14 protein-coding genes are annotated in these 13,033 nt (G+C 59.3%); 2 read left to right on the top strand and 12 right to left on the bottom strand.

Annotation, left to right across the window (positions count from 1 at the left end):
• Window position 1: 1 nt before the first annotated feature.
• The 12 genes from KGA97_RS06885 to KGA97_RS06830 form a co-directional block, all read right to left on the bottom strand.
• Window positions 2–211 (bottom strand): hypothetical protein, encoded by a 210-nt coding sequence (locus tag KGA97_RS06885; RefSeq protein WP_008039310.1) that lies wholly within the window; start codon window positions 209–211, stop codon window positions 2–4.
• A 102-nt stretch (window positions 212–313) separates the two neighbouring features.
• Window positions 314–694: a phage tail assembly chaperone gene (locus KGA97_RS06880; protein ID WP_223480452.1), complete on the bottom strand. Its 381-nt coding sequence runs from the start codon at window positions 692–694 to the stop codon at window positions 314–316.
• A complete protein-coding gene (locus KGA97_RS06875) occupies window positions 691–3,039 on the bottom strand; it encodes a phage tail protein (RefSeq protein WP_223480451.1) in 2,349 nt (782 codons plus the stop codon). Before KGA97_RS06875 ends, KGA97_RS06880 begins: the two co-directional genes overlap by 4 nt.
• A complete protein-coding gene (locus KGA97_RS06870; protein ID WP_223480450.1) occupies window positions 3,040–3,675 on the bottom strand; it encodes a phage tail protein I in 636 nt (211 codons plus the stop codon).
• Window positions 3,672–4,667: a baseplate J/gp47 family protein gene (locus KGA97_RS06865; protein WP_223480449.1), complete on the bottom strand. Its 996-nt coding sequence runs from the start codon at window positions 4,665–4,667 to the stop codon at window positions 3,672–3,674. The genes KGA97_RS06870 and KGA97_RS06865 overlap by 4 nt, the downstream gene beginning before the upstream one ends.
• Complete coding sequence (locus KGA97_RS06860) at window positions 4,664–4,996, bottom strand: hypothetical protein (protein WP_008029983.1); 333 nt, start codon at window positions 4,994–4,996, stop codon at window positions 4,664–4,666. The genes KGA97_RS06865 and KGA97_RS06860 overlap by 4 nt, the downstream gene beginning before the upstream one ends.
• 10 nt (window positions 4,997–5,006) lie before the next feature.
• Window positions 5,007–5,618, bottom strand: a complete 612-nt coding sequence (locus tag KGA97_RS06855) for a phage baseplate assembly protein V (RefSeq protein ID WP_223435436.1) — start codon at window positions 5,616–5,618, stop codon at window positions 5,007–5,009.
• Between the two features lie 3 nt (window positions 5,619–5,621).
• Entirely contained in the window at window positions 5,622–6,146 is a 525-nt protein-coding gene (locus KGA97_RS06850) for a hypothetical protein (protein WP_223480448.1), read from the bottom strand.
• A gap of 88 nt (window positions 6,147–6,234) precedes the next feature.
• Window positions 6,235–6,582 (bottom strand): phage holin family protein, encoded by a 348-nt coding sequence (locus tag KGA97_RS06845; RefSeq protein ID WP_008039324.1) that lies wholly within the window; start codon window positions 6,580–6,582, stop codon window positions 6,235–6,237.
• A gap of 217 nt (window positions 6,583–6,799) precedes the next feature.
• Window positions 6,800–7,063, bottom strand: a complete 264-nt coding sequence (locus KGA97_RS06840; RefSeq protein WP_008039325.1) for a hypothetical protein — start codon at window positions 7,061–7,063, stop codon at window positions 6,800–6,802.
• Window positions 7,064–7,094: 31 nt separating this feature from the next.
• Window positions 7,095–7,277, bottom strand: a complete 183-nt coding sequence (locus tag KGA97_RS06835; protein ID WP_008039326.1) for a Com family DNA-binding transcriptional regulator — start codon at window positions 7,275–7,277, stop codon at window positions 7,095–7,097.
• A gap of 494 nt (window positions 7,278–7,771) precedes the next feature.
• Window positions 7,772–8,506 (bottom strand): XRE family transcriptional regulator, encoded by a 735-nt coding sequence (locus tag KGA97_RS06830; protein WP_223480472.1) that lies wholly within the window; start codon window positions 8,504–8,506, stop codon window positions 7,772–7,774.
• Window positions 8,507–8,707: 201 nt separating this feature from the next.
• Between KGA97_RS06830 and mutS the strand changes: the two genes are divergently transcribed.
• Complete coding sequence (mutS, locus tag KGA97_RS06825; RefSeq protein WP_008029969.1) at window positions 8,708–11,287, top strand: DNA mismatch repair protein MutS; 2,580 nt, start codon at window positions 8,708–8,710, stop codon at window positions 11,285–11,287.
• Between the two features lie 142 nt (window positions 11,288–11,429).
• Entirely contained in the window at window positions 11,430–11,753 is a 324-nt protein-coding gene (gene fdxA / locus KGA97_RS06820; RefSeq protein WP_007908827.1) for a ferredoxin FdxA, read from the top strand.
• Window positions 11,754–13,033 lie beyond the last annotated feature (1,280 nt).

Here is a 13,033-nt window from a genome sequence, read left to right as displayed (position 1 = left end):
GTTATTCAGCCTTCTTGGCAGCAGCTTTTTTCGCTGCGGTGGATGTAGAGGCCGAATCGGCAGCCTCGGCTTTTTTCAGCTCCAGACGACCAGCGCTGCGTAGCGCACTGGCCTCCACATCGAGCAGTTGCAGTTCCTGGCCGATGCTCGACCAGTGGCCACCCCCGGTAGGGAATGGGAGGAGCACGGTGTACGTTTGGCGTTCTGCCATTTCTGTTTCTCCATAAACGAAAAAGCCCCTTGGGTAAGGGGCTGTCGGGTGTTGTGTGTGTTTGTGTTGCGGATAAGAAAACGCCCCGGCGGTGCGGGGCGTTTATTGGGTGTGTTCGGCGATCCAGGACGGAGCGACCGAACGATGCTGGGTATCGGGGAAGTCCGGTGATTGAGGCCAGTCGCGCAGTGCCTGGATGTACACGAGCAACTCACCGAACTGCTCTGCGGTCAGCGTGGTATGCCCTCCGATTTCACGCTGATCGCGATGACGCTCACGTAACCACATCAGCGAAACCAGTTCGGCATCGCGCCACTTTCGCTCATCGTCCGCTTTCGTGGTCGTGGGCGCTGTTGCGCTCTGGATGTACGCCTGAACCTCTTCATCAGACATAGGCACCAACCCGGCAGAGATAAAGTGCGCGGGAGCGTCATCTTCATAAGCATTGACGTTACCGGTCTGTGGATTGTGGAAATACTTCATGGGCGCAGCTCCGACCAGACAGCATTGACAGGGCTTGAGAGGGTCACGGAATAAGTGGTTCCGACCGGGACAACGAAGGCGGCGTGAAAGCCTGTGGTCGTGAGAGTTACACCACCACAGGTGGCTGTGACCGAGCCGGACTGGATTGCCACTTGAACCTGAATCGGTCGACCGGTGGTGTTGGTGTAGACGGTGCCACTCACGCGACTGGCGGTGACGTTCTGCCAGGTCTGGCCATCACCTACGCCGCGTGGTCTGGCTTCCAGGCCTCCCACTTGTGCCGCCAGGCCCGCCACGTCGATGGTTCCCTGATTGACCGGGGCGTTCCAAGCTTTGATGCACCACATCACCGCCAGGTTGCGAGGTCTTGTAGAACCCGCAAAAACACCGGTCAGCGCGCCTGTGACTACACCAGACCCGGTCACAACAACTTGCGATGGATAATCTGATACTGCAATTGAATCAAGCCCATAAGTTGAAATCGGAGAAGCAGCAACACCGCCTAGGCCGGCCATTACGAGTCCGTCTGCGGAACCTGTAGTGTCAGCAACCCCCATCGTGCCTTTCTGCCAACTGCCGATAGCGCGACCGGAATCTATTCCGCGTCCATGATCCCAGCCTCGCAGGAACTCGCCGCGAGTCTCAGGCAGTCGGGTAGATCCGACGGGATCTCCTGCCACGTTATATTTTTTGTCCAGATACGCAGCCAGCTCGGGATAAACAGAATCCACAAAAAGGCTGTTATCCGCCTCAAGGTAGCCGGGAGGAACGGTGCCCGATGGGAACGGCACAAGCGCGCCCACTGGAACGGCGGCTTTCAGCTTTTGCACTTCCTTGACCAGTTCACCGACGTCAACCTGCCCCTGGTTGATTGGGGCGTTCCAGGCCTTGATGCACCACATCACCGCCAAGTTGCGTGGACGAGTGACTCCATAGCTAGCATCGTTTCTGGTCGGGGTAACGATCGCTGTCGGATTTTGGACAGACATCATTGCTGTCGGGTAGTCCGACAACAGGCAATCATCCAGACCAAAATTTTTGTGCGCCAATGAAGCTCCTGGCGCAGCACTCGTATTGTCATAGTCCGCAATTACGTCAGCAATCGGCCCGGCACCAACACTATGAAATGTCCCTTTTTGCCAACTACCGATTGACCGACCAGCATCCACCCCGCGACCATGGTCCCAACCACGCAGGAACTCGCCGCGCGATTCGGGAAGACGAAAATTGCCCGTACCTTCATTGCCCTGATTGAACGAAGTCCCCAGGTACGCGAACAAATCCGGGTAAGTCGCGATGCTCTGCACACTGCCATCAATTTCAAGGAAGCCCGCTGGCACTGCGGTCTTTGGAAAGGCAACAACAGCCCCGACGGGTAGTGCCGAAGCCTGTGCAATCAGCGCTTCGATTTCAGGCTTGGTGTAAGTGTCCTTGATCCCAAAACCAGCCAGCGTTTCCGGATTAGCACCCGCAATAGCGCGGCCGTACTTATCGACCGTCAGACTCTTGTAAGTCCCTGCCTGAATCCCCGTTCTACCGGCCAGCATTTCAAAGCTCAGCGCCGTAGTCCCCAGCGTGATCGGCCCGTTCGTCACCAGGTGCCAAAGCGAATCACCATTCGCCGCGCCCTCCTCGACCATCACCGTCAGGCCCGGCGTTACCTTGGCGCTGGCATTGGCATCCGTCGCCCGCACCCAGGCGCCGTTGGCCGCCACATAAAGGCCGTTATCCTTCGCCAGCGTTTGCGCCGTCACCAGCACGCGCTGCCCGGACAGCACCGCGACGCCATCGATTTGCTGCGCGCCACTGAGCACGATGTTTTCCGTGGTGGCCACGCGAACGGATTGCTTGCCATCGAGCTTCGCCAGTTCGTCGGCGAGATAACCCATCACCCACGCCCGCGTCGCCTTGACCACGGTGTCGTCGATCAACAGCGTCACGAGCGACGCGTTGCTGGTCTCGAAAATCGAGCGAATGTAGAACTCTTTGCCCGATCCCGAGGTCGCCAGCACCGGTTTGAACGACTCCGGGTATTTGACGATGGCGTAGAGGATGCCAGTGTCGGTCCAGAGCCCGGCTTCACGCACATACCAACCGCCCTCTTCTGGCGGAATGGTCACTTCGGCGAGCAGCCAGCTCGGGTTCTTCTCGTCCTGGAACAGGGCATTCAGTGGCCCGCGCCACACTTCTCGTTTAAGCGCCGTGGCGGTTGCCGCCGGGTTGTAAACCGCGCCGCCGCCGTCACCGACCGAAATCTGCGACAGTTTGATCGGCACGCCTGCCGCCTTGCAGGCAGTTTCGTAGGCGATCCCCGCATTGGTAAGCAGGGTGTAATAGTCGGCCATTTAGGACCCCTGAGGATAAATAGTGGATGTTTCAACGGCGTAGAGCCCGGCGGCCATGAAGGCCTGCCCCGAGGCTTCGAGCCCTTCGATGACAATCGGATAAACCGTGGTGAGTTCGCCGCACACCGTCGCCGCGCCAATGACGTGACTGCCGAATGCGCTCAAGCCGACGGACACCGACAGAACGTCGCGCTCGCTTTTGGCGTCCGCCAGACGCCGGTCGAGACGAGCGTCGATTTCTTCGCTGTAGGGTTGCTCGGTAAATGCCCTGACGGAAAAGCTGTAGGGCGCGCCCGGCGGTGTCTGCTCGTACCAGGCACGCACCTCAGGCATTAGCCGCAATCCTTTCGCGGCGTTTTCCAGGGCCTGGCGTGTCCCGGCCTGCCGTGCGGTGGGCCAGGCCAGTTCAACGGTCAAACGCTTTTCCGCCTCGGCGGCCTCGGTGCTCCATTCGCTGACACCACGATCCGCTGCGAGATAAGGCAGAAATACCTGAGGCGTCGAGGTCGGGTTCATCAGCTCGGGGAACGGCGGCGCGATGCGGTCAAGCAATGCACCGAAGCCGATATCGAGGGCTTTTTCCAACGGTGAGCTGTTGGCTGGCAACAGGCTCGGGCGCGGCGTCTGGTCACTCATAGCGTGAGCACCTCGACCTCGACCCCGGTGCAGTAAGGCGCTTCAAACGCCGTCGTCACAATCGGCTCGACCGGTTCGAGAATGTCCAGTTGAACCGCGCCGGCACTATGCAGCGTGTAGTCGATCCAGCTCGGATCGATCCGCCCTTCCAGTCGATGACAGCTCTGGGCATACGCTTGCAGTTGCTGTTGCGCGGCAACCTTGGTCAACCCCGAATCAGGGCCGGCGTTGATTCGGGCGACGACGCGGATTTTGTAGTTTTTGATATGGGCGCTTTGCACCGTGACCCGATCCGTTTCCGGTCGGACGTCAGGCCGGGCGAAGTGCCGGCGCACGCCGTCGAGCAGTTCATCGGACGCGGTGCCATCGCCCTCCCGTGCCAGCACCGTGACCATCACCTCACCGGGCGCGGTGCGGCGTCCATTGCCGTCCTTGACCTGCGCCGCGTAGCCGTCCGGGTCGAAGGTGTACGTGACCGTCACCTCGCCCGGGGCATGAGTGTCCACCTTCACCACAGGACGCTCGCCGAGGGTGAAGACCTCGCGGCGATATTGCATGCGTGAACCGGCAGCCGGTGCGTGTGGCGCCAGGTAATAACGCAACCGGGCGTCGTCGTCGCTTTCGTACACGGGCGCAATCGGCGGGAATGCCGCCGGGTCGCCAGGGTCCAGCAACTGACGCTCAAGCCCCATGTCCGCGAGGCGGGCATCGAGGTTGCTGCCAGTCGCCCACCAGGCCAGCATCTGCTTGATGCGGGCGTTGTATTTGCGTTCGTGGATTTGCAGGCGCACACAAAAGGCCTCAAGGGCCAGGGTCAGCAACTCGCTTTCGTTTTCGAGGCTGACCTTGATCTTTGCCGCAGACTCGGGAGCGCGGGCGCCAACGTACTCGACGACAAACGTCTTGAATTCGGCGAGCAAATCCTCGAACGCTTCGACGGTGACGATCGAAGGTTCGGCCAACTGGTTCTGGCCGGGTATCAACATGCTCATGTCACCACCTCGAAGGTCTGTTTGCGGTTTTGCCAGGTGCCGGCGAATCGCAGGACCAACCCGGCGCCTTGCCGGCTGGCCACAATGACCTGCGGCTGGAAATCATCGATGCCGTTCTGCGGGTTGTAGAACGCTTGTGCCGCGTGGCTCTGGGCAAGCATCAGCAAGTCGTCGCCGAGGTTGCGGCCCAGCAGTTCCGGGATCAGCGAGCCATACAAAGGACGCTTCTGCCGGGTACCCAACGGCGTGGTCAGCGCTCGGGTTGCGCGCTGTACAAACTGCGGCCAGTCATCGACCGCCGCCCCGGTGTTTCTTTCGATTCCGATCATGGGAAACTCTTTATGCGGTACTGATGACGCGTCCCTGGTGATCCACCACCGGGCCGCTCAGGTGCACACCGGAAGCGTCGAGTCGCAAGCCGACCGCGCCCAGTTGCAGTTCGATGGCCTCAGGCGTGATCGCAAGTCTCGCCGGCCCGAGATTCAACTCGAGCGCTTCGCGAGAGCCATTGAACGCCGCCGGGCCGTTCTTCCAGTGCAAGGCATGAAGGGCGTCGTCGTAACCGCTTTCCGTACCGTCCAGATAAAGGCGACGCGTCAGCGAAGCCTGGGTCGAGGCGGGTGGAAACCGATTACCGTTAAGCCCGAACAACGCCACGGATTGAGCGCCGCCCTCGCCGCCGCCATGGTTCAGCAACAGGCATTGCTCGCCGACCGAGGGGATCCGCGACTCGCTTTGCGCCCCGGCGCTGGGGTTGAAAAAACGGATGGCGGGCGTCAGCAATCCTGAGTGGCTGACCCGGCAGGTATTGCTGGCCGCATCAACTTCCTGGCACACGCCGATACGACACAGGCTGTCTGTGCGCCGGTGCACGTCTTCAAGTTCGGCCTCCATCTCGGCCAGACGCTCAATGATCGGGCCAAGCTGCTGACGTAAAAGCGCATCGAACATGGCTCAGTCCTCAAGTGCGGTGTATTGGTCCGGGTCGTCGATGTTCGAGACTTCCCAGGTTTTGGCGAATTTCGGGATGCCCAGCGGGTCCTCCAGCAGCAATGCGCCGAGGTAAATCGTCTGGGTAAAGGAGAGGGTCCAGGCGAGGTACTCCTGCGAACCGCTGATGAGCGTCGACGGCAAGGCATCGATGTTCATGGGCAGGTCGCATTGACTACCCGGCAGGCCCCAACGGTTATCCGTGGCCAATCCCTTGAGGACACTCGCCAGATCAACAGCGGCCAATCCCGGATTACTCAGCGTCGGCGGCACAATGATTTGCATCGAAACCGTCAAGACATGGGCGATGCGCCCATCAAGGGCGCGGTCGCCGGGTGCATTGCGTTCGATGGCGATCAGGACCCACGCCTGATCGAACGTGCCGTCGAAGTCCTGACGGCCTCCGACCTTCAAACCCGGGCCAACTGCACGCAGCGCGTCGGCAATGGCAAAAAACAGACGCGACGGCTTATCGATGTCGAGGGACATAAGTGGCTTCCATTCAAATTTCGAGGCGTCCGGCTGCGTGGGTTCATGCAGCGGACCGGGGATGCCGGAACGGCAAAGGGACCTGGCTTTATTGATCCGGGCGGGAATCACGCGGCGGCACTTCACACACACCGATCCGCTTGGCCGCCCAGCGCTCATAAAGGCCAATGGCGACATCGGCGCCGGCCATCGCCGTAAGGCAGCCGAACGCGCCGGCCGCCCAGATAGACAGGCCGGCGGCGTACAGCAGCATGATGGCCGAGACCCCGCAAATCATGCAGGCCCCGGAACGCAGGGCCAGACGCCGCAGCAATGACCAGCCGCGAGCGCCCTCCTTGTCGGCACGCCACATTTCGCCGGTTACCCCGCCCACCAGGGCGAGCACGATGACCAGCCAGATCGGCATGTCCAGCAACGCTTGTTGCTCGTTTGTCATGTCTCGCCTCCTGGGGTGAATTGCGTAACGAAAAGGTCCCGCGAATACGAGACCATAAATAGGGGGCGCGTGTCTTTCCACGCTACCTGTCGAAGACCATCGTCCTGATTTTGCTTCGGATAGCAGGCCTGCCCATCGACAAGCCTGCCCTTCAACCACGTTACCGGGCGCAGAACTCAGGCAATGCCGGTGAGTTGCCCCCATCGCATACCCGCTATCAAACGTTTTCGTTACGGCGCATAGCCTGCAGCAACGCATAACCCTTCCACGTCAGTTGATAAAGTGGCGTGCCCTTCGGGCCAACGCCTTCGTTGGAGAAATAACCCCCGTCCATCAGCAATTTGAATTGGAACATCTCCTCTGCCTGCGCTGGACGATTGAAGGTTTTCTTGACCAGATCCTCCATCTCCACACCCGCAACGGGTGCGATCGCTTCGCACGCATTCATGAACGATTGGGCTACACCTGTAAAACGTTGCATATGTTTCTCCTGAACGATTAACCCAACAGCTCTATGCCAATTGGGAAGTTGCGGCATGTGCCGCTTCTTTGTCGCTCAACGGCGATCGCTCAAGGCTCGCGGCCTTCACGTGATTCAATGTTCCGCATCGGGAGCATTTGATCTGGAGCTCGGTGTACTCACCCACCCGGGCGAGCAGTCTTTTGCACTGCCCACATCTGCAATCTTTCAACATCACGACGCCTCCTGGCTTGTGTCGAATCCTTTCTGTGGATGAGGTTGATCGACCTCATACGAGGTAGGCATTCCAAAAAGCCCGGCGCTTGCCGGGCTTTTCAGTAATGCGGTCCTTCGCGTTGACCTTTCGGCGCTACTGGCGCGGTACGGGTCCATTCAGATTGTTTTTCCGACCGCGGTCCCTGCCCGCCGGATAACTGCTTCTGGTGCTTTACGCTGCACACCCGGGTCAGTTGCCAACCCTCTGAACCGTTGAGGCCGGTTCATCGCTGCCTTTGTCGTGGAACTAAAGAACTTCGTTTCGAGCTGCTTTGTTGAGCGGCTTGAGACAAAGAATATGCATGTATGCATATACAGTCAATGCACAAATGCATTTATTTATGCATTACAAATGCGCTGACGCATGGAAGCCCCACAGACAAAGGCGTTGGCGGTTTTCAGCAGGCGAAAAAAAACCCGCACGATGACGGGTTTTATCTGACAGCGATGAGGTTAGCGGGCGTACATGCCCCACCAGAAGACGTGGCCGAGGATGACAATCTGCTCTTCCTGGATCTCCTGGAAGGTGTAGTCCTCGTCCGGATGTTCATCGCGATTGAAGCTGCGCAGGCGAATCCCCGTGGGCAGGCGATAAAGCTGTTTAACCCGCAGTTGACCGTTGTGGTTGATCGCATAAAGGTCGCCATCGACGATATCGCCGATCCCGCACTTGCCGGCATTGACCCCCACGGTGGCGCCGTCGCGCAGTACCGGCAGCATGCTGTTACCACGCACCGTCACGCATTTGGCCTGGTCGAACTGCACACCGTTATGGCGCAAGCTGCGCTTGCCGAAGCGCAGGCTAGAGCGCTCGCTTTCTTCGATGACGAATCTTCCTGATCCAGCAGCCAATTCAACCTCGCGAAGAAAGGGGACCGACACCTCGTCGTCATCGACAGGCGTATCGTCGTCCCACAGGCTTATGTCCTTGAGTTCGGAATGCAATTCATCGCGACCGGAATGGGCGGCAGGCGCGACATCCGCGCGGCCACGCAACTGATCAGTGCTCACGGCGAAGTACTCGGCGATCTTCGAAATGTGCTTATCCGAAGGATCGACAATCTTCCCGCCGAGGATCCGCGAGAGAGTGGATTGAGGCACGCCGGTGCGACGGTGAAGCTCCGTGGGGGAGATCCCGTGCTGATCGAGCAGCGCTCTTAAGACGGAAGAAACATTGCGTTTTTGCATAACGCGCATAGTGCTTGATCTTTTTTACCGAGGCAAATGCAGAATTGCATAATTCATGCATAGACAGCAGAAATGTATCGCACAGCTTTAGTTGCCTGCGTCGGGCGGACCGCCCATGGTAACCTTGCGCCCATCGCGGAAAAGCCGGGCCGATGTCCCTCCTTTGCCCTACACCTTTCAACGAATTTGCCTGATTATCCGATGAATAAAGCACTCTCCGATCTGTCCTCTCACACGCCAATGATGCAGCAGTACTGGCGCCTGAAGAACCAGCACCCCGACCAGTTGATGTTCTACCGCATGGGTGACTTCTACGAGATCTTCTATGAAGACGCGAAGAAGGCCGCCAAGTTGCTGGACATCACCCTGACCGCCCGTGGGCAGTCGGCCGGTCAGGCGATTCCGATGTGTGGGATTCCTTACCACGCCGCGGAAGGTTACCTGGCGAAACTGGTGAAGCTCGGCGAATCGGTGGTGATCTGTGAACAGGTCGGCGACCCGGCGACCAGCAAAGGCCCGGTGGATCGGCAAGTGGTGCGGATCATCACGCCGGGTACGGTCAGTGATGAAGCGTTGCTGGATGAGCGTCGGGACAACCTGATCGCGGCGGTGCTGGGTGACGAGCGCCTGTTCGGTCTGGCGGTGCTGGATATCACCAGCGGCAATTTCTCCGTGCTGGAGATCAAGGGCTGGGAAAACCTGCTGGCGGAACTGGAGCGGGTCAATCCGGTGGAGTTGATGATCCCGGATGACTGGCCGAAGGATTTGCCGGCAGAGAAACGCCGTGGGGTTCGTCGTCGGGCGCCGTGGGATTTCGAGCGCGACTCGGCGCTGAAAAGTCTGTGCCAGCAGTTTTCGACCCAGGACCTGAAAGGTTTTGGTTGCGAGAACCTGACCCTGGCCATCGGCGCTGCCGGCTGCCTGCTCAGCTACGCCAAGGAAACCCAGCGCACCGCCCTGCCCCATTTGCGCAGCCTGCGCCATGAGCGCCTGGACGACACCGTGGTGCTGGATGGCGCAAGCCGTCGCAACCTGGAACTGGACACCAACCTGGCCGGTGGCCGCGACAACACGCTGCAATCGGTGGTCGATCGCTGCCAGACCGCCATGGGCAGCCGCTTGCTGACCCGCTGGTTGAATCGTCCGCTGCGGGACCTGAACGTTTTGCTGGCGCGCCAGACCTCGATCACCTGCCTGCTCGACGGTTACCGTTTCGAAAAGCTGCAACCGCAGCTCAAGGAAATCGGTGACATCGAGCGGATTCTCGCGCGCATCGGTTTGCGTAATGCGCGTCCTCGCGACCTGGCGCGTCTGCGCGATGCCCTCGGCGCATTGCCCGAGCTGCAAGTGGCGATGGCCGAGCTGGAAGCGCCGCACATTATTCAACTGGCGAAAACCACCAGCACCTACCCGGAACTGGCGGCCCTGCTGGAAAAAGCCATCATCGACAACCCGCCTGCGGTGATCCGTGACGGCGGCGTGTTGAAAACCGGTTACGACAGCGAACTCGATGACCTGCAATCGCTCAGCGAAAACGCCGGGCAGTTCCTGATTGATCTGGAAGCACGCGAGAAGGCCCGTACCGGTCTGTCGCACCTGAAAGTCGGTTACAACCGCATTCACGGCTACTTTATCGAGCTGCCGAGCAAGCAGGCTGAATCGGCGCCGGCCGACTATATCCGTCGCCAGACGCTCAAAGGCGCCGAGCGCTTTATCACGCCGGAACTGAAGGCGTTCGAGGACAAGGCGCTGTCGGCCAAGAGCCGCGCCCTCGCCCGCGAGAAGATGCTCTACGAAGCGCTGCTCGAAGACTTGATCAGCCAATTGCCGCCGCTGCAAGACACCGCTGCTGCCCTGGCCGAGCTGGATGTGCTGAGCAACCTCGCCGAACGCGCGCTGAACCTCGACCTGAACTGCCCGCGCTTCGTCGACGAGCCGTGCATGCGCATCAGCCAGGGTCGTCACCCGGTGGTCGAGCAAGTGCTGACCACGCCGTTCGTGGCCAACGACCTGAGCCTCGACGACAACACGCGCATGCTGGTGATCACCGGTCCGAACATGGGCGGTAAATCCACCTACATGCGCCAGACCGCGTTGATCGTACTGCTGGCGCACATCGGCAGCTTCGTGCCGGCGGCCAGTTGCGAATTGTCGCTGGTGGACCGGATCTTTACCCGGATCGGTTCCAGCGATGATCTGGCCGGTGGGCGTTCGACCTTCATGGTCGAAATGAGCGAAACCGCCAACATTCTGCACAACGCCACCGAGCGCAGCCTGGTGCTGATGGACGAAGTCGGTCGCGGCACCAGCACCTTCGACGGCCTGTCCCTGGCATGGGCGGCGGCTGAACGATTGGCGCAGCTGCGGGCTTACACGCTGTTCGCCACGCACTATTTTGAACTGACGGTGCTACCGGAAGCGCAACCGCTGGTGGCCAACGTGCACCTCAATGCCACTGAGCACAACGAGCGCATTGTATTCCTGCACCACGTGCTGCCTGGGCCTGCCAGCCAGAGTTATGGCCTGGCCGTTGCACAACTGGCCGGCGTGCCAAGCGAAGTGATCGTGCGCGCTCGCGAGCACCTGGGTCGACTGGAAGCCACCGCGCTGCCGCATGAAGTGCCCAAGGCTGCCAAAGGCAAATCGGCCGCGCCACAGCAAAGCGACATGTTCGCCAGCCTGCCGCATCCGGTACTCGAAGAACTGGCCAAACTGGATCTGGACGACCTGACACCGCGTCGTGCACTAGAAATGCTCTATACACTAAAGACACGGATCTAACGCACTTGCCTGCAAGCTGTTAGAATCTCGCGCGGTTTGGGATGCTGCAGGCTAATAGCCTGGCCTGCAGACTATCGCTCCCAAACCTGGCGACCCCAACGTGAAGGGGCTCCGCTGCCGCCGCCTGAGGAGAAAATTAGAAATGACCTTCGTCGTCACCGACAACTGCATCAAGTGCAAGTACACCGACTGCGTAGAAGTCTGTCCGGTGGACTGCTTTTACGAAGGCCCGAATTTCCTGGTGATTCACCCGGATGAGTGCATCGACTGCGCACTGTGCGAACCAGAATGCCCTGCCGTGGCCATCTTCTCCGAAGATGAAGTCCCGGAAGAGATGCAGGAATTCATTCAGCTGAACGTTGAGTTGGCCGAAATCTGGCCGAACATCACCGAGAAGAAAGAATCGCTGCCCGATGCCGAAGAGTGGGATGGCGTCAAAGGCAAGATCAAAGACCTCGAACGCTGATAGACCCTGCGTTCCCGAAAAGGCCCCTTGCGGGCCTTTTTGCTTTTGTGCAGGCAAAAAGTTGATAACGCAAAAACCTGTAGGAGCCAGCCTGCTGGCGATGGATTCAAGTGCGCCGCGTCTATCCAGGCAGCACGCGTTACCGTTGACGACCATCGCTGGCAAGCCAGCTCCTACAGATTCTGTGTCGTGTGAGAAAACCGGGATCACGCCACTCCTGTAGGAGCCAGCCTGCTGGCGATGGATTCAAGTGCGCCGCGTCTATCCAGGCAGCACGCGTTATCGTTGACGACCATCGCTGGCAAGCCAGCTCCTACAGATTCTGTGTCGTGTGAGAGAACCGGGATCACGCCACTCCTGTAGGAGCCAGCCTGCTGGCGATGGATTCAAGTGCGCCGCGCCTATTCAGACAGCACGCGTTGTCCGGTCGTTTTTCGCGGGCAAGCCTCGCTCCTACAGGGAATCGCGTTTGCTTTTGCTTTTCACCACTCATCAGGCCGAGCGTTAGCTCGCCTTCAGCTTTTGATCTTGAGGTACACGCCCCCTCGAGAGGCCGAGTGGAGGTTCTGCGCAGTGGGCAACCCGGCATGGATGCCGGGTTAGCCGCCCCCGGCCATGGATGGCCGATGGCGGCGGGCCCACGGAGCAGGACCGGAGCGAGGGCATGCCGAGCATTAGCGAGGCACCGAACGAAAGGGGCAAGAGCCCTTGGTTACTTGGGGCTCTTCCAAGTGACTCGCCGCAAGGGCGAAACCAATAGCCGCCGTTACCGCAGGAATGGATATGTACACCACCAGCAAGAGATTGGTCGGCCCAGAGGCCGCCATCGCTAGCAAGCCAGCTCCTACAAGGGAGACCACGCACAACTCGAAAATAATGTGGCACCCAAACCAAAAAAAAGACAAAAAAAGGGGCGGTTTGACCCGCCCACATTTTTTCCCTATTCCCTGTGTTCCTTTTCATCGTCCTGATGAATCGCATCCTGCAATGTCCTTTCCCCTCATCCTTGAAGGGCGTGTCTGTCCGTCGACACAACCTGAATACTAGAGAATTCCCGAGCAAGAGCAATCACCCTCCGCGGCAAAAATCCGCTGTCACATGCTCCTGATTTTTATAAATACCTATAAAAATCAAAGCATTAAAAAAATCATCGGCGAACAGTAGTCGTCTTCCAGGGTGTAAAAATAGCGAACACTTACGCAAGAGTAAGCCAAGACTTACACCGCAAGACTACAAACATATCGTCATTGCAGGAGCATCAGCCAGACAACAAAAAGCCC

It is taken from the genome of Pseudomonas sp. BF-B-15 (assembly GCF_019946675.1).
In the GTDB taxonomy this organism is placed as follows: domain Bacteria; phylum Pseudomonadota; class Gammaproteobacteria; order Pseudomonadales; family Pseudomonadaceae; genus Aquipseudomonas; species Aquipseudomonas migulae.
This window is presented reverse-complemented; position numbering and strand designations above follow the sequence as displayed.